The 18,432-nt window shown below is 38.4% G+C and carries 13 protein-coding genes and 1 tRNA gene; 12 read left to right on the top strand and 2 right to left on the bottom strand.

Translation table 11 applies throughout. From position 1 onward, the window contains the following. The first annotated feature begins 5 nt into the window (after window positions 1–5). The 6 genes from BKO01S_RS18395 to BKO01S_RS18370 all read left to right on the top strand — a co-directional run bounded on the left by BKO01S_RS18395 (window position 6) and on the right by BKO01S_RS18370 (window position 8,512). Window positions 6–77, top strand: a tRNA-Glu gene (locus tag BKO01S_RS18395). A gap of 499 nt (window positions 78–576) precedes the next feature. Beyond that, complete coding sequence (glgB, locus tag BKO01S_RS18390; protein WP_066057635.1) at window positions 577–2,514, top strand: 1,4-alpha-glucan branching protein GlgB; 1,938 nt, start codon at window positions 577–579, stop codon at window positions 2,512–2,514. After that, complete coding sequence (locus tag BKO01S_RS18385) at window positions 2,462–3,604, top strand: glucose-1-phosphate adenylyltransferase (protein WP_066057632.1); 1,143 nt, start codon at window positions 2,462–2,464, stop codon at window positions 3,602–3,604. Before glgB ends, BKO01S_RS18385 begins: the two co-directional genes overlap by 53 nt. Window positions 3,605–3,643: 39 nt before the next feature. Beyond that, window positions 3,644–4,663, top strand: a complete 1,020-nt coding sequence (locus tag BKO01S_RS18380; RefSeq protein WP_066057629.1) for a GlgC family sugar phosphate nucleotidyltransferase — start codon at window positions 3,644–3,646, stop codon at window positions 4,661–4,663. Further along, window positions 4,660–6,111 carry a glycogen synthase GlgA gene (glgA, locus tag BKO01S_RS18375; protein WP_066057626.1) on the top strand — a complete coding sequence of 484 codons (1,452 nt, stop codon included), beginning with the start codon at window positions 4,660–4,662 and terminating at the stop codon, window positions 6,109–6,111. Before BKO01S_RS18380 ends, glgA begins: the two co-directional genes overlap by 4 nt. Further along, window positions 6,101–8,512 carry a glycogen/starch/alpha-glucan phosphorylase gene (locus tag BKO01S_RS18370; protein WP_066057623.1) on the top strand — a complete coding sequence of 804 codons (2,412 nt, stop codon included), beginning with the start codon at window positions 6,101–6,103 and terminating at the stop codon, window positions 8,510–8,512. Before glgA ends, BKO01S_RS18370 begins: the two co-directional genes overlap by 11 nt. 40 nt (window positions 8,513–8,552) lie before the next feature. Here the strand turns inward: BKO01S_RS18370 and BKO01S_RS18365 are convergent, their stop codons facing one another. Further along, complete coding sequence (locus BKO01S_RS18365; RefSeq protein WP_066057619.1) at window positions 8,553–9,491, bottom strand: 1,4-dihydroxy-2-naphthoate polyprenyltransferase; 939 nt, start codon at window positions 9,489–9,491, stop codon at window positions 8,553–8,555. Window positions 9,492–9,811: 320 nt separating this feature from the next. Between BKO01S_RS18365 and BKO01S_RS18360 the strand changes: the two genes are divergently transcribed. The 6 genes from BKO01S_RS18360 (at window position 9,812) to menC (ending at window position 17,297) form a co-directional block, all read left to right on the top strand. Then, complete coding sequence (locus BKO01S_RS18360) at window positions 9,812–11,212, top strand: isochorismate synthase (RefSeq protein WP_066057616.1); 1,401 nt, start codon at window positions 9,812–9,814, stop codon at window positions 11,210–11,212. Between the two features lie 2 nt (window positions 11,213–11,214). After that, complete coding sequence (gene menD, locus BKO01S_RS18355) at window positions 11,215–12,966, top strand: 2-succinyl-5-enolpyruvyl-6-hydroxy-3-cyclohexene-1-carboxylic-acid synthase (protein WP_066057613.1); 1,752 nt, start codon at window positions 11,215–11,217, stop codon at window positions 12,964–12,966. Further along, window positions 12,966–13,805 carry a 2-succinyl-6-hydroxy-2,4-cyclohexadiene-1-carboxylate synthase gene (gene menH, locus BKO01S_RS18350; RefSeq protein WP_066057610.1) on the top strand — a complete coding sequence of 280 codons (840 nt, stop codon included), beginning with the start codon at window positions 12,966–12,968 and terminating at the stop codon, window positions 13,803–13,805. Before menD ends, menH begins: the two co-directional genes overlap by 1 nt. Next, entirely contained in the window at window positions 13,802–14,620 is an 819-nt protein-coding gene (menB, locus tag BKO01S_RS18345; RefSeq protein WP_066057607.1) for a 1,4-dihydroxy-2-naphthoyl-CoA synthase, read from the top strand. Before menH ends, menB begins: the two co-directional genes overlap by 4 nt. Before the next feature lie 108 nt (window positions 14,621–14,728). Then, window positions 14,729–16,198, top strand: a complete 1,470-nt coding sequence (locus tag BKO01S_RS18340; protein ID WP_066057604.1) for an o-succinylbenzoate--CoA ligase — start codon at window positions 14,729–14,731, stop codon at window positions 16,196–16,198. Further along, window positions 16,188–17,297, top strand: a complete 1,110-nt coding sequence (gene menC, locus BKO01S_RS18335; protein WP_066057601.1) for an o-succinylbenzoate synthase — start codon at window positions 16,188–16,190, stop codon at window positions 17,295–17,297. Before BKO01S_RS18340 ends, menC begins: the two co-directional genes overlap by 11 nt. Window positions 17,298–17,355: 58 nt before the next feature. Here the strand turns inward: menC and BKO01S_RS18330 are convergent, their stop codons facing one another. After that, window positions 17,356–18,405 (bottom strand): cytochrome d ubiquinol oxidase subunit II, encoded by a 1,050-nt coding sequence (locus BKO01S_RS18330; protein WP_066057598.1) that lies wholly within the window; start codon window positions 18,403–18,405, stop codon window positions 17,356–17,358. Between the last annotated feature and the right edge of the window lie 27 nt (window positions 18,406–18,432).

Below are 18,432 nucleotides of genomic sequence, written 5' to 3'. Positions count from 1 at the left end.
TGTTTGGCCCCTTGGTCAAGCGGTTAAGACACCGCCCTTTCACGGCGGTAACACGGGTTCGAATCCCGTAGGGGTCATAAAAACATTGAACATTTGTTCAATGTTTTTTTTTGCTTTTTTACTCTTCTAATAGACCTAAACCCTATGTTGTTTCCTCCCTGGCTTAATCACTTCAAGTATCTATAAATGTGTCTAAAATTCGACAATAAAATGAAAACCCTTACATTTTTCTTGAGAGAAATTCCTCTATCACATAAAAAAAACCACATGAATATATTATTCAAATTTATATTTTTTTATAATTCTAAATAAACATTTTATTCATTAACACTAAATTATTAGCATATCTTCTTATATCTACATCATAAAATTTATTATCTACTAAAAAATAATTTCTATCATTTTTTGCAATTTGCTGCGTAAAAGAGATGAATGCTGTCGAAATCCAAAACCTATTCAATGTTTATGTCGAAATGGGCGTTTAATTGTCAGAAAAATTAAAAAGGGATTTGGAAGACTGACGAGAATTATACAGTAAAAGCAATGCACAAAACTAATGAATAGGTAGGGAGTAGAATGATTTTGGATTTGATTCATCCGACTGAATACCAGCTGCACTTGTTTCATGAAGGTAATTTCTTTGAGTGCTATCGTTTGTTTGGTGCCCATGTTCTAACTATTGATGAAAAGAAATGCACAAGATTTTGTGTGTGGGCACCAAATGCTAAAGAAGTATCACTCGTTAGTAATTTAAACAATTGGAATGGAAGTGGTTATGAATTTAAGAAGGTAAATGATGAAGGTGTATGGATGCTCATTGTTGAGCAGGATCTAACTGGCTATCTTTATAAATACGAGATTCTTACATCTATTGGAGAAGTGTTATTGAAATCTGATCCATACGCTTTCTTCTCTGAAGAAAGACCTCAAACTGCTTCGATATGTTACCCCTTAGATGGCTATCAGTGGAATGATCACAAATGGCTACAGAAAAAAGAGAGGAACAAAGTATATTCAAGTCCTACCGTTATCTATGAAATGCATGTTGGGTCATGGAAAAAGAAAGAGGACGGCAGCTTTTTTTCGTATCGGGAATTAGCAGAAGAGATTATTCCATACGTTCTCGATCATGGCTTTACTCATATAGAACTATTGCCGCTAGTCGAACATCCTCTTGATATTTCTTGGGGCTATCAAGGAACAGGCTACTTTTCAGTTACTAGTCGTTATGGGACCCCTCACGATCTTATGTATTTTATAGACCAATGTCACCAAAATAATATTGGTGTCATTATGGATTGGGTACCAGGTCATTTCTGTAAAGATGCACATGGATTACACCGATTTGATGGATCTTGGGTTTATGAATATGAAACAGAAGGTGACCGGGAAAATTATACGTGGGGAACTGCCAATTTTGACTTAAGTAAAACAGAGGTTCAAAGTTTTTTAATTTCTAATGCACTGTTTTGGATGGAATACTTTCATGTGGATGGGTTTCGTGTAGATGCGGTTTCAAATATCATTTATTGGCCTAATTCAAATGGCCAACGTATAAATGATTTTGGGATTGCTTTCTTGAAGAAGTTAAATCAAATTGTATACCAATATGATTCACAGCTTTTAATGATTGCTGAGGACTCTACTGATTGGCCACAGGTAACTTCCCCAACTCACTACGGTGGATTAGGTTTTAACTACAAATGGAATATGGGCTGGATGAACGACATGCTTTCCTATATGGAGAAAGGTTCACATGAACGCTCACAATTTCACGATAAGGTCACCTTTTCCCTTCTGTATACTTTTTCGGAGAATTATATTCTTCCATTTTCACATGATGAAGTAGTACATGGAAAGAAATCGTTACTTGATAAGATGCCAGGAGATTATTGGCAGAAGTTTGCGCAATTAAGGCTTTTATTAGCCTATATGTTTGGACACCCTGGAAAAAAACTATTATTTATGGGCTTTGAGCTTGGTCAATTCTCTGAGTGGAAAGATGAAGAAGAACTTGACTGGCATTTATTAGATTATGATATGCACGATAAAATGAATCAATTTGTCAAAGAATTGATCAAAGTGTATAAGCGCAATAAACCTTTCTATGAACTGGATCATTTACACGAAGGATTTGAATGGATTGATGTAAACAATCGTGACCAGTCCATTTTCTCTTTTGTTAGAAAAGGGGAAGATGGTGAACCATTAGTACTAGTGTGTAACTTTACAGAAAAGACCTATGAAGAGTATAAGGTTGGTGTTCCCAAAGAGGGAACGTACCGAGAAATCTTGAATACAGATGCGGTTGAATTTGGAGGCTCTGGTGTATTAAATAAAAAGCCCCTAGAATCGATTGATGAAAGTTTTCATGGAAGAGAGCATCACATAACAATGAGGATACCTCCATTTGGGGTTTCTATAATGCGTCCCGTTAAACATAGAAAGGAGAGGAAAGGAAATGGCAAAGAAGAAGTGCGTAGCTATGCTGTTAGCAGGAGGGCAAGGAAGTAGGCTACATTCCTTAACTGCTAATTTAGCAAAACCGGCTGTCCCATTTGGAGGAAAGTACCGGATCATTGATTTTACACTGAGCAATTGTACGAATTCTGGAATTGATACAGTTGGGGTTCTTACTCAGTATCAACCGCTCGTATTAAATTCGTATATCGGAATTGGAAGTGCGTGGGATCTGGATCGTAAAAATGGTGGTGTGACTGTTCTGCCACCTTATAGTGAATCCAAAGAGATGAAATGGTATACAGGGACTGCTTGTGCAATATATCAAAATTTAAACTACTTAACCCAATATGACCCGGAATACGTGCTCATTCTCTCCGGCGATCATATTTACAAAATGAATTATGAGTTAATGCTAGATTTCCATATTGAAAGAAACGCTGATGCAACGATTTCTGTAATTGAAGTACCTTGGGATGAAGCGAGTCGATTTGGTATTTTAAATACTGATCGTAATATGAATGTGGTTGAGTTTGATGAAAAACCAGCTAATCCGAAAAACAACCTAGCATCAATGGGAATTTACATTTTTAAGTGGTCTATTTTAAAAGAATATTTGGAAAAGGATGCGATCCTTCAGGATTCCAGTCATGATTTCGGAAAGGATATTCTCCCAACCTTGCTATCCGATCAGAAAAAATTAGTTGCTTATCCATTTAGCGGATATTGGAAGGATGTAGGAACCGTTCGTAGTCTTTGGGAAGCCAATATGGATCTCCTTGATGATAAGTGTGGATTAGATTTATTTGATTACACTTGGAGGATTTATTCGGTTAATCCAAATCAGCCACCACAGTTCATATCTAATGAAGCACTTGTGATGGACTCTCTTATTAATGAGGGATGTGTCATTGAGGGTGAAGTTGAGAAGTCGGTTCTTTTTCAAGGAGTTAAGGTTGAAAAAGGAGCATTGATACGTGAGTCCGTCATTATGCCTGATGCCGTAATTGGAAAAAATGTATATATCGAAAAGGCGATTGTACCCTCAGAAATGGTTATACCTGATGGAACAATTATACGTGCAATGGATGATTCCGAGGATGATATTGTGTTAGTAACTGAAGATATGCTTCAATCCCTTTAACAGTAGAGATAAGAAAATATGAGGAGATGAGGGGTAAGGATGGATAAAAAGCTGCTAGGAGTAATTGATGCAACAACCTATCAAAAAGGATTAGAAGATTTAATCCAACACCGTTCATTAGCTGCGGTACCATTTGGGGGACGCTACCGATTAATAGATTTTATTCTTTCTAATATGGTCAATTCCGGAATAAACAGTGTGGCAATATTTCCAAAAAATCAATACCGTTCCTTAATGGATCATTTGGGTTCAGGGAAGGATTGGGATTTAAACCGTAAGAGAGATGGGTTGTTCTTTTTCCCTGCTCCAGCAGAGGAGAAAGAAATCAATTCATTTAGTCTTTTTGCGGCAAATAAAGATTTTTTTGATCGTAGTAACCAACAGTATGTCCTCATCTCAAATTGCTTTACGGTCTGTAATATGAATTTCCAACCTATTCTTGATTGGCATATTAAGAGTGGCTGTGATATTACGGAAGTAAGAAGAGACGGACGAACTCTTCATATGTTTCTTATTAAAAAATCGCTTTTAGTAGACCTTTTCGAGACAAGAGAGCAAACCGGATACACTTGTATGAGAGATGTTGTAACAGATATAAATAGTCCATACCGTCAATGCCATTATGAATTCAAGGGTTATGCAGTAATGATTGACTCCATTGCTACGTACTTTAATGAAAGTATGAAGTTATTAGATCCTCTTATTTGGAAGGAATTATTCTTAAAAAATCAACCAGTATATACTAAAGTAAAGGATGAGCCACCTACTAGATATTTTACCGGGGCTACTGTGAAAAATTCAGTCATTGCAAATGGATGCTTGATCGAGGGAACCGTTGAAAATAGCATCATTTCTCGTGCAGTAAAAATTGGCAAGGGCTCTGTTGTGAAAAACAGTATCATCATGCAAAAATGTCAAATTGGTGAAAATTGCGTATTAGACTCAGTTGTTTTAGATAAAGATGTTAAGGTAAATAGTGGAACGATGATGTATGGAACAAAGGAATTACCATATGTGGTTCGTAAAGGAACAGTACAAGGGGCGTTGATGAATTCGTGAAAGTATTATTTGCAGTATCCGAATGTGTACCTTTCGTAAAATCCGGAGGGTTAGCAGATGTAGCAGGATCTCTACCAAAAGAGTTAAAAAGACTTGGGACAGATGTTCGAGTAATGATGCCGAAATACGGCACAATTCCTCTAGCCTTACGTGAAAAGATGATAAAAAAACATGAATTTACTGTCAATGTTGGTTGGAGAGAGCAATATTGTAGTATTGAGGAATATACACACGAAGGAATAACTTATTATTTCATAGATAATGAATACTATTTTAAGAGAGACTCACTGTATGGGTATTTTGACGATGGTGAACGCTTTGCTTTCTTTAACCGCGCCGTACTTGAGTCCATTCGTATGTTAGATTACTATCCGGATGTCATACATTGCCATGATTGGCATACGGGAATGATTCCTTTCTTGCTAAGAACGGAATATCAAAAGAAAAATGGCTATGGTTTTATGCGCACCGTATTTACGATTCATAATCTTGGATTCCAGGGCATTATGCCTAAGGATGCTTTAAAGGATTTATTTAATTTAGATGAATCATATTTTAATACCGACCAGCTTGAGTTTTACGGAAATATTAATTTTATGAAGGCAGCACTTATTGCATCTGATCGAATTACTACCGTAAGTCCGACATATATGGATGAAATCCAAACTGAGTACTATGGAGAAAAACTTGATGGATTATTAAAAAGCCGTGTAAGTGATCTAGAAGGAATTCTAAATGGAATTGATGATGAGTTCTATAATCCAGAGAAGGATTCGTTTCTTGTAAAAACGTATGATGCTAATCACCGGAATCATAAACTAGTCAATAAAAAGGCGATACAAGAACGCTTCGGCTTAGCACAGGCTTCACAAATTCCATTAATGGTTATGGTCACACGTTTAACTAAACAAAAGGGTTTAGACCTTGTTAAACATGTGTTTAATGAAATTATGGCTGAACCCATTCAATTCCTTATTCTTGGAACGGGTGATGATGAGTTTGAAAATTTCTTTCGAGACATGGAGCGAGAGTATCCTGATCGATTTAAAGCATATATTGGTTTTGATGAAGGTTTAGCTCACCAAATTTATGCAGGTGCTGACCTTTTCCTCATGCCATCTAAATTTGAACCGTGTGGGTTAGGACAAATGATTGCGATGAGATATGGCACAATTCCAATCGTTCGTGAAACCGGGGGTCTAAATGACACGGTGAAAGCATATGATGAATTCTCAGGCAAAGGGAATGGATTCTCTTTCCGGAATTTTAATGCGCATGATATGTTGTACACCATTAAACGGGCTATACATTTTTACGAAAATGATAGGGTTTGGAATAATCTCGTTAAGCACGCAATGAGCATTGATAACAGCTGGGCGCAGTCTGCGTTTAAATACAATCAATTGTATGCTCAACTAATATCCAGGAGTGAAACTCATGTTTTCTAATAAAGAAATGTTCACGGAAACGTTCTTACAACGTCTCGAAATGACTTGTGGAAAAAGCTTTCAAGAAAGTACGAAGAGAGATCACTATCATACTTTAGGAATCATGATCCGTGAATATGTTAGCTCAAACTGGATCAAAACAAATGAAACGTATCGAGCTGAAAAAGAAAAACAAATCTACTACTTATCCATTGAATTCTTACTTGGAAAGCTATTACGGCATAACCTCCTTAACTTAGGAATCGATCAAGTGGTCGATGAGGGACTAAAGGAGATTGGAATTGAACTTAGTGAATTAGAGGAAATGGAAGCAGATGCTGCGCTTGGTAATGGGGGCTTAGGGCGTCTAGCAGCCTGTTTCATGGATTCTCTAGCAACTTTGGATTTACCAGGGCATGGTTGTGGGATTCGTTATAAACATGGATTATTTGAGCAAAAAATTGTAGATGGATATCAAGTTGAATTACCTGAGCAATGGCTCCGTCATGGCCATGTATGGGAAGTAAGAAAAGCTGATTTAGCTGTAGAAATCCCTTTCTGGGGAAGAGTCGAAGCAATAAGTACTAATGGGAAGCTAAAATTTCGTCACCTGGAAGCGGAGACGGTCATGGCGGTACCCTACGACCTTCCAGTGGTAGGGTACCAAACAGATACAGTCAATACATTGCGTCTATGGAGTGCGGAAACGACACCATACCCGGTTAATCGGGATATTATGAAGTATAAGCGCGATACAGAGCTTATCTCAGAGTTTTTATATCCAGACGATACCCATGATGAGGGGAAGATATTACGTTTAAAGCAACAGTATTTCCTCGTCTCCGCGAGTATTCGTTCTATTGTAAGATCTTATCGAAAACAACATGCTAGTCTAGTAGATTTTCACAAGTATGTGGGTCTTCATATAAACGATACTCATCCCGTGTTGGCCATCCCAGAATTAATGCGGGTACTTATTGATGAAGAAGGTATGGGCTGGGAAGAGGCATGGCATATTACCACGAACACGATTTCTTATACCAATCATACAACCTTAGCAGAAGCATTAGAAAAATGGCCGGTTCGTATTTTTCAACCATTGCTTCCAAGAATTTTTATGATTGTAAATGAGATTAATGAAAGATTTTGTCAAGATTTATGGAAGCAATATCCTGGAGATTGGCGGAAAATTGAGGATATGGCTATCATTGCTCATGACCAAGTAAAGATGGCTCATTTGGCCATTGTTGGTTCTTATAGCGTCAATGGAGTTGCAGCCATTCACACTGAAATATTAAAACAAAGGGAAATGAATCAATTTTATCAAGTATTCCCTGAAAAGTTTAATAATAAAACAAACGGGATCACCCATAGACGTTGGCTGATTAAATCCAATCCTAAATTGACAAATTTGATTAATGAGGGGATTGGTACAAAGTGGGTAAATCAACCGGAGCATTTAAAAGAGCTTCAGTTTTTTCAGCAAGATTCTGCCTTTTTAGAGCAGTTGTATGAGATTAAGCAGGATAATAAGAAAGCACTTGCTGAAAAAATAAAGGCAAAGACAGGTATTGTTGTTGATCCACTTTCTATTTTTGATGTTCAAGTGAAGAGACTTCATGCTTACAAAAGACAACTCTTAAATGTTCTGCACATCATGTACTTATATAATCGCTTAAAAGAGGATTCAAGTTTTGATATGTACCCAAGAACCTTTTTATTTGGAGCGAAAGCATCACCAGGTTATTATTATGCAAAAAAAATTATTAAACTCATTAATTCAATTGCAGACAAAATAAATAATGATAAATCAGTATCTGATAAATTAAAAGTAGTGTTTCTAGAAAACTACCGAGTGTCATTAGCGGAAGGAATTTTCCCTGCTGCTGATGTGAGTGAACAAATTTCAACTGCCAGTAAAGAAGCATCGGGAACGGGAAATATGAAGTTTATGATGAATGGGGCATTAACTTTAGGAACGCTTGACGGAGCAAATATTGAAATTAAGGATCATGTGGGCGACGAGAATATTTTTATTTTTGGATTAACAGCTGAAGAAGTAATGAATTATTATCAGTATGGTGGTTATACATCTGTCGATTATTATCACCACGATAAACGTATTCGTCAGGTTGTAGATCAATTAACAAATGGTTATTTTGGAAATCTTGAAAATGAGTTCGAGCCAATTCATGATTCGTTATTAATGGAAAATGATCAATATTTTGTATTACGAGATTTCTCCTCCTATGTTCAAGCACAAAGGGACGTAGGTAAGGCCTATAAAGATCAAAATAAATGGCTAAAGATGAGCTTAGCTAATATAGCAAATTCAGGGTTTTTCTCAAGTGATCGAACCATTCAGCAGTATGCAGATGATATTTGGAGCATATCTTCTGTGAAAAATAAAATAGGGAAATAAAAAGAGGAGGCCATTTTAAAAAAATGGTCTCCTTTGTCTACTAATTGTTTAAGAAATGTCCTAAAAATAGTCCAATTGATAACAAAAATCCGAAAATCGTATTTGTTTGTGCTGTGGCAATCATGGCTGGCACCATTTGCACAGGCTTTGTTTTACCTATAAATCCTTTAATCGCTTTTAATGCCTTCGGTGAACTTAGCAATACGATTGCTAACCAAGCAGAAGCATAGTCTAAACCAATAAGAGTAAACACCCATGCATAAGAGACAACAAACATTCCTGCTAAAAGAATAATCGCTCTCTTTTGACCAAGGAGAATGGCTAATGTTTTCCTTCCATTTTCTTTGTCACCATCGTGATCGCGTATATTATTTGCCAACAGTATAGCACCTACAGTAATCACAATGGGAACAGAAATTAGAACGCTAATAAGTGTAATGAAACCGGTTTGAATATAGAAGGCTATGAGGATAATAAGCATTCCCATAAAGAAGCCTGCAAAAATTTCTCCAAATGGTGTGTAGGCAATTGGAATCGGTCCACCTGTATATAGATAACCAACAGTCATTGAAACAAGACCTATGACAGCTAACCACCAGCTGGAATTCATACATATATAAACTCCTAGTAGCATGGAAATACCATAAAGGCTCAGGGCAATCTTCATGACGGTACCTGGTCGGATTCCTTCACGAACGATGGCTCCACCTATACCGACAGAATGCTCGTTATCAAGACCTCGCTTAAAATCATAATATTCATTAAACATATTAGTGGCCGCCTGTATAAGCAAGCAAGCAATGAGCATGGTGATAAATAAACCGAAATCAATAGATGTTAATGGTAAGGCTAATGCGGTTCCTAACAGTACTGGAACAAAAGCAGCAGTTAAAGTATGTGGACGTGTAAGCTGCCACCAGACTCTCCAATTTTTCCCCTTAAACGTAGGCGAAGGACCCGTGTGCATTTGTGGTTGCATCGTACCTCTCCCCATTTCTATATTTATTTGTCAAAACTATATAAGTTTAAAATAATTCTTATCCAAATTCAAGTGTAGGAAAAACGAAGGAGTGTGTCAATTAAATTTTCCTCCCTAATAGAGGAGAGCATTTCCAAATTTTCTACGATAATATTTTGTGCGTGGAAGGCATAATTGGGCATAATATCTCAAAATAGGTCGAAATAGCTTATAATAAGGAAAGATATAGGGTTTTCAAGGTTCCTTTTGTTGACATGTAATTAGATTGAGGTGTATCTTAAAATAAGTTTATAACGTTATTTAACAGGAGTTGTACGAATTTGGTTACCATTCAGAATACGGAGCTTAAAGAAGGGATCATTGAAGCAATTGAGAGAGCACGAAAGCTTTCAATGCCCGTATTAGTTAGCGAAGTCCAAAGGATTCATCCGATACAGCCTCTATCCGTGTTTGCAGCTGGAAGAGACCAATTTGTTGGCGAACGCTTTTTTTGGAAAGATCCCTCTGATGAAGTAGTTATGATTGGCATTGGAATATGTAAAGAAATACAATCGGATCAGGCTTCTGGCCGCTTTTTTCATGTGGAGAAACAATGGCAAAAGCTTATGAATAATAGTATCATGCTGATGGATGAGAAACAATCTGCTACAGGACCAGTGATGTTCGGAGGCTTTTCCTTCGATCCATTAAAAGAGAAAACCAATCGTTGGGCACAGTTTTCTCACTCTCTTTTTCATATACCAAAATATTTAGTAAGTGTCATAAAGGGAGAATACTTTTTAACGACTAACATCATTTGTACGGCGGAAGATGATGAAGCATTGTATGAGGTAATTGACCAAGAGAGAAAAGCAATATTAGGTGGAATGGAAGAGGAATCACTACCAGGTTTGGCAAACCTATCAACTGTCACTGAAGTCAATCCTGAAGGTTGGAAGAAACGGGTGAGTGAGGTAGTTGAGCTATTAAAGGCTGGGACCATGAAAAAGGTTGTTCTTGCTAGAGAGCTTAGACTTCAATTTGAAGAGCAAATTCCAGTAGAGCCTGTGATTATGAATCTTTTGGAGGAACAGCGAGAGAGTTTTGTTTTTGCTTTTGAATCAAAAGGTGATTGTTTTATTGGAGCCTCACCAGAAAGATTAGTGAAAAAGGTCAAAAAAGATGTGTACTCTACCTGTTTGGCTGGTTCCATAGCTAGAGGGAAGTCATTAAAAGAAGACGAGGAATTAGGAAATGAGCTTCTATCTGATGAAAAAAATTTAAATGAACACCAATTTGTTGTGGATATGATAAAAGAAGCGATGGACAAAGTATGTCACGAAGTGAGAATACCTGCCCGTCCACAGTTGATGAAAATGAAGCATATACAGCATTTATACACGCCGGTGGTTGGTGTAGCTAATGAAGAAAGCTCGTTACTTCAGCTTGTGAACTTGCTTCACCCAACACCTGCTTTAGGTGGATTGCCAAGGAAAGAAGCAGTACAAAGCATTCGGACAATGGAAGACCTAGATAGAGGAATGTACGCAGCACCGATTGGTTGGATAGATTTTGACGGTAATGGGGAATTTGCAGTTGCCATACGGTCTGGCTTGTTGCAAGGAGACGAAGCCTCTTTGTTCGCCGGGTGTGGAATCGTTAAAGATTCGGACGTAGAAAGTGAGTATCATGAGACGAATATCAAGTTTCGTCCTATGCTTTCTGCTTTAAGGGGGAACTAGTAATGAATCACCAGCAAGCATTAACGAAATACATTGCTTCTTTTGTAGCAGAACTCATACATGCGGGAGTAAAAGATGTTGTAGTTAGTCCTGGGTCAAGGTCCACTCCTATTGCAATGATTATGGCTGAGCATCCTGATCTTCGTCTTCATATTCATGTAGATGAAAGATCAGCAGCCTTTTTTGCGTTAGGGATGGCCAAGGCTTCTCGAAACCCGACAGTCTTGTTATGTACCTCCGGAACGGCAGCAGCGAACTATTTTCCTGCAATAGCCGAAGCAAATTTATCAAGAGTACCACTTATTGTCGTCACAGCTGATCGACCACATGAGCTTCGTGATGTTGGTGCACCACAAGCGATGGATCAAGTGAATTTATATGGCAAGCATGTTAAATGGTTTGTTGAAATGTCTCACCCGGAAGGCTCAATAGAGATGCTTCGTTATACCCGTACCGTTGCTAGTCGGGCTGTTGCAACCGCTTTATCTTCTCCAGCTGGTCCTGTACATTTAAACTTTCCACTTCGTGAACCTCTTGTTCCTGATTTAACAAGCGAAACTTTATTTGTGATGGCAGAGAGGGAAAATGGTTATGTTCACATTGAACAGGGGCATCTATCATTGAATGCGCATCAACTACATTTGATTGCAGATGAATTGAATAAATGTACAAATGGTTTAATTGTTTGTGGCGAGATGGAAAGTCCAGCATTTGCGGAAGCAGTCACTAAGCTAGCGGAAAAGCTGCAATATCCGATTATTGCTGATCCTTTATCCCAACTCCGAAGTGGTAAACACAAGTTTGTACATATTATAGATAGCTATGATACGTTTTTAAGAAACGAGGATGCTGTTAATCATTTAACACCAGATGTAATCATTCGATTCGGTGCAATGCCTATTTCTAAGGCATTTTCATTATTTATGAAAAAGAATGAACAAGCTACTCAATATGTGATTGATGGTGGGGAAGGCTGGAGAGACCCTTCCTTATTAACATTTAATATGATCTATTGTGATGAAGTACAATTTTGTGACTCACTTCTCCCTCTTTTAAATGAGAACCAGGATACATTGTTTGTTGAAAAGTGGCAACAAATAAACGAGATAACAAAAGCAGCTTTGTTCCGTATAAAGGAAAATGAATCCCTTAGTGAGGGTCGTTTATTTAACGAATTAGTAGAATTGCTACCTGATGGAGCTACTCTGTTTGTTGGTAACTCCATGCCGATACGTGATGTGGATACTTTTTTCTATAATAATGCAAAGTCCATAAGAATCATGGCAAATCGCGGTGCAAACGGTATTGACGGAATCATTTCATCGGCTCTCGGTGCGGGGACCGTTCACAAGCCAATGTATTTAGTCCTTGGAGATTTGACTTTTTTCCATGATTTAAACGGACTAATTGCTTCTAAGCTATATAATATTGATTTGCGGGTCATCGTAATTAATAACAATGGAGGCGGCATTTTTAGCTTCCTTCCTCAAGCTAGTCACCCGAAACATTTCGAACGACTCTTTGGTACGCCTTTAGACCTTGATTTTGAACCAGCTGTTTCTATGTACGGTGGGACATTTAGCCGAGTTTCCTCTTGGCTGGAGTTTACTTCCTCTTTTGAGCAAAATTTAGCGATAAATGGCTTGTCGGTCATCGAAATTCCGACAAAAAGAGCGGAGAACCTACAAGAACATCGAAATTTGTGGGATTATGTTTCCCGGGAAATTAGTCGGAATTTGCCTGGCGAATGCTGATGAATATTCATGTTAAGGGAATACAGTATTATGTCGAAATATCCGGAGAAGGTTTTCCAGTTGTTTTATTACATGGGTTTACGGGTGACAGTTCTACCTGGTCAAACTGTGAAGAGTTGATAAGTAAAAACTCCCAGGTTATTAAAATAGATCTCGTTGGACATGGAAGATCCTCATCTCCGGAAGCAATTGAACGATATGAGATGCAGTCAATTATGGCGGATTTACTTTATATTTTTCAATATTTAAATATAACTCAAGCTGATGTCGTGGGGTACTCGATGGGAGGTCGAGTGGCCCTTGCATTTGCGATGGCACACTCTAGTTATGTACGTAAACTTGTACTAGAAAGTGCGTCTCCAGGTCTCTTAAGTTATGAAGAGAGAAGTAATCGGAGAGAGCAGGATCAAGAGTTAGCAAGTAAAATTATAGAAAATGGAATGGAATGGTTTGTAGAATACTGGGAAAACATCCCTCTATTTGATAGTCAAAAAAAATTACCAGCATCTAGTCGAAAACGCATAAAAGAGCAAAGAAAGCAAAACTCTATTAAAGGATTGGCAAATAGCCTAATAGGAATGGGAACAGGGTCACAACCTAGCTATTGGGAAGAACTAACGCATTACTCAGGTGAGGTATTATTGCTCACAGGATCTACTGACGAGAAATTTGTAAGGATTGCTGAAAAGATGTCGGAAAAACTTAAAAACAGTCAGTGGGTAAATATTGATGGGTGTGGCCATGCAATACATGTGGAACAACCTGAAAAATTTGGTACAATAGTAGGTGGGTTTTTGTCGAATAAAACCAATATCGATTCAAGGAGGAAAAAGCATTGACAGTTGAGTGGGTATCTCAAAAAAAGTATGAAGATATTCTGTATGAAACATATAATGGTATTGCGAAAATTACCATCAACCGTCCTGAAGTGCGAAATGCATTTCGTCCAAAGACTGTTGTGGAACTAATTGATGCATTTGCTTATGCTCGTGACGACCGTAATGTAGGTGTTATCGTATTAACAGGAGCTGGAGATCAAGCATTCTGTTCTGGAGGAGACCAGAAAGTACGTGGGCACGGTGGATACGTAGGAGAAGATGAAATACCACGTTTAAACGTCCTAGATCTTCAACGCTTAATTCGTGTCATTCCTAAACCAGTTGTTGCGATGGTTAAAGGCTTTGCAATCGGTGGAGGACATGTTTTACATATCGTTTGTGATTTAACGATTGCTGCTGATAATGCCATTTTTGGACAAACTGGTCCTAAGGTAGGTAGCTTTGATGCTGGATATGGCTCAGGTTATTTAGCAAGAATCGTTGGACATAAAAAAGCACGTGAAATTTGGTATTTATGCCGTCAATACAATGCACAAGAAGCACTTGATATGGGGCTAGTAAATACAGTTGTTCCACTTGATCAAGTCGAAGAAGAAACAATTAAATGGTGTGAGGAAATGCTTGATAAGAGTCCTACTGCCCTACGTTTCTTGAAAGCAGCATTTAATGCGGATACAGATGGCTTAGCTGGAATTCAACAGTTTGCTGGAGATGCAACCCTTCTGTATTACACAACGGATGAAGCAAAGGAAGGGCGCGATGCGTTTAAAGAAAAGCGCAAGCCAGACTTCGGGCAATTCCCACGTTTTCCTTGATGGGTTAGAAATAAAGATGCTTGGCTTAACTATAGCCAGGCTCTTTTTTTATACCATTGAAAATGAAAGGTCAATTTGTTAATTTTATTAAGGAAGAGGGTGAAAAAATTGTCAAATGAAGTTATACCGAATTTCCTTAAAAAAAGAGCATTTTTGACACCTAGTCGAACGGCGTTGGTTTTTGAAGGTAAACGCTACACATTTCAACAGCTATATGCTGAATGTGTCGAAGTCGCAGGGAAAATTCATGCACTTGGAATAAAGAAGGGGCAATACGTTGCACTGTTGCTAACGAATCATTCTGAAAGTGTTGTTATATTGTTTTCATTACAGCTACTTGGTATTAAAGCGGTCTTGCTTAACACAAGATTAACTCCAGAAGAACTAAACTATCAGCTAAAGGATTCAAACTCAGCATGTTTAATTACGGAATCATTGTTCGAGGAAAAAGCTGAGCAATTAGATATAAACGTTCTTTTCAAAAATAAATTGTTTCAATCTTCCTTTATCGAGCCACCTCTTGTCAATGAAGTAGCTTTAGAGGAGGTTTGCTCACTTATGTATACTTCAGGTACGACTGGTTCCCCTAAAGGGGTGATGCAGACGTATGGAAACCATTGGTGGAGTGCAGTTGGCTCAAGCTTAAATCTTGGTCTACAAGATAGTGATGGGTGGCTATGTGCAGTCCCCCTTTTTCATATTAGTGGGTATTCAATTTTAATGAGAAGTGTGATTTACGGGATAAAAATGGTGTTGCATGAGAGCTTTGACGTGGGAAAAACGTTAGAGGATATAAAGGCTGAGAAAGTGACAACGATGTCTGTTGTGAGCACGATGCTCTCACGATTTCTTGACCAGTTGGATAGCCAGCTGCCGAGTCATTTTCGCTGTATGTTATTAGGCGGTGGACCAGCATCCCTTCCTTTATTAGAAAAATGTAGGGATCGAAAAGTTCCTGTTTTTCAGACGTATGGAATGACAGAAACGACCTCGCAATTTGTTACATTATCTCCTGAATTTAGTTTGAGTAAATTAGGTTCGGCAGGGAAAGCACTTTTTCCATCACAGTTAAAAATTGTTAATTCTGGTGGATTGGAGCAGCAACCGATGCAATCCGGAGAGATCTATGTGAAAGGTCCGAATGTTACGAAAGGCTATTTGAATAAAGAAGACTCGCATCTAAAGAATGGATGGTTTGCAACAGGCGACATAGGATTTGTGGATGAGGAGGGCTTCTTATATGTGCAAGATCGCCGTTCTGATTTGATTATCTCAGGCGGGGAAAATGTTTATCCAGCAGAAATCGAGGGTGCTTTACAGGGCCATCACGCCGTTCAAGAGGCAGGGGTCATAGGTGTGGAAGATCAGGAGTGGGGACAAGTACCTGTAGCCTTTGTTGTAAGGAATGCATTAACAACAGAAGACGAAATCATTAAGTATTGTTCTTCAAAATTAGCAAAATACAAGGTTCCCAAAAGGATCATGTTCGTTAATGAGCTACCGAGAAATGCGACTAATAAACTTCTAAGAAGAAAGTTAAAAGAATGGATAAAAGCGGAGGGGACATATGAAAATTGAGAAGGTTAAGATATCGGTTATCTCAATGAAATTAAAGACTCCGTTTACCACTCATTTAGAAATGGTACATGAACGGGAAGGGATTGTCATTGAAGTCATTAACCGAGAGGGAGTTTCTGGGTTTGGGGAAGTAGTTGCCTTTTCCTCTCCTTGGTATACAGAAGAGACCGTTCAAACCTCCTTACATATGTTAAAAGAATTTTTTATCCCAATGCTCTTTACTAGTCGCGTAGAGCATCCAAGTGAGATCACTCCCATTTTTAACCGATTACGGAGAAATTTCATGGCCAAAGCAGGCCTTGAGATGGCAATGTGGGATTTATATGCAAAAGAAAGAAATCAGTCATTATCAAGTCTGCTTGGAGGAACTCAAGATACCATTCCTTCAGGAGTTGTCGTGGGAGCTAAGTCGACGAAAGAGACCCTTTTGCAAATTGAAAGGAATCTTGAGAATGGCTACAAGCGTGTAAAGGTAAAAATCTCTCCTGAAAATGATTACGAGTATATCCATTCTATCCGAAATCATTTTCCTGATGTTCAATTGATGGCAGATGCAAATTCTGCCTATACTTTAAAGGATATCAATCGGTTAAAGGCGCTTGATGAGTTTGGATTGCTAATGATTGAACAGCCATTAGGTTACGAAGATATCGTTGAGCATGCGAAGCTACAAACTTCCATCCAAACACCGATATGTTTGGATGAAAGTATTGTCACGTTTGATGATGCTAAAAAGGCAATTGAGCTTGGGAGCTGCCGAATCATTAATATTAAAGCTGGTAGAGTGGGCGGTATTCAAACGGTAAAGGATATTCATGATTACTGTTTGGGAAAAGGTGTTCCTGTCTGGTGTGGGGGAATGCTGGAATTTGGGATCTCTAGAGCACACAACATTGCGATTGCTTCTCTACCGAATTTCACGATCGCTGGGGATATTTCGGCAAGCAGCCGATACTGGGAAGAGGACATTACAACTCCTGAAGTAATTGTCCGTAATGGAATGATTGATGTTCCTAGTAGACCTGGAATTGGGTTTGAGATTAATCGTAAGAGGTTGGAAGAGGTAACGATATTTGAAGAAGATTTTACGAAACAATGATTAGAAAAAATCGTGCCCATTCATTTGGCCTCACACCAAATATCGGGCACGGTTTTTTTTACGATTTTGTCTCTTCTGGTGGCTTTTGTTGCAAATATCTTTTGTCATTCATAAATAATGTCCAGAAGTAAAAGAAGCCTGGGAAAAGAATCGCAAATCCTGCTATGTAGGTGGCGAATATAGCACGGAACGAGTTTGGATCTGTAAAAGCATTCTGAATGGTAACCTCTGGGTACACAATGTAAGGAAGGTGCGCTTGACCGTACACGAGACTAGCTAGTAGGTATTGAATCGTAATTGCAATAACTGTGAGACGAGGCATTCCCTTAGGTCCGCCAGTAACAGAAGGCAAAAATAAACCAAGCCCTCCAATGATAAAAAACACAACCGATGCTATTAAGAATGCCAGATTGTCCATCATTTTTTCAAAGAGCCAAGGTGCTTCTGTTCGAAGCGTAAACATAATGAGTACAGCCATTATTAGGGAGATGGGTCCTAGGATAATGGCATCTCTTCGATAGACAGCATAGGCCTCATATTCTTCAGCAGTTTTTGAATAGTCTGCAAGCAGTAAAGATGATAAGAATAAGGTGGAGCTTATGGCGAACCCAATAAACGCGTATTCATTTAGACTTGTAAAAAGTTTTACAAGATCAAGGGTTTGGCGGCCATCTGTAAAGTCTATATAGTTCCCATGGGTAATGGGCAGTACGCTGATTAATAGTCCAGGAATGAGAATGCCAGTAATTCCCGATATATATGTTAGTGGTTTTCGATATTCAGATGCAATATTTGAGAAAACAAGAAAAGCACTTCGTAAGGCAAGCAGAAGCAAAATCATACTGCCTGGAATTAGCAATACCGTTCCTAGTGTATAGGCAGCAGATGGAAATAAACTGTACACGGCAACGACTAGAGCAACAATAAATGTGTTGGTTACTTCCCATGTGGGGGATAGGTATCTGTTAGCTATATTAGTCGCCTTTGTCTGCGTTCTATTAAAGTAAATCATAGACCAAAACCCGGCTCCAAAGTCCATGGTTGCCATAACAGCATAGATGAATACAAATCCCCATAACACAGTAATGGCTAGTAATGCATCAGTCATCTATTTTCACTCCTCCGTTCAAATATT

Origin of the sequence: Robertmurraya korlensis NBRC 107688, assembly GCF_001591645.1 — a bacterium.
Taxonomy (GTDB): Bacteria; Bacillota; Bacilli; order Bacillales; family Cytobacillaceae; genus Robertmurraya_A.
The sequence above is the reverse complement of the archived record's forward strand: the minus strand, read 5'-3'. Positions and strand labels throughout refer to the sequence as shown.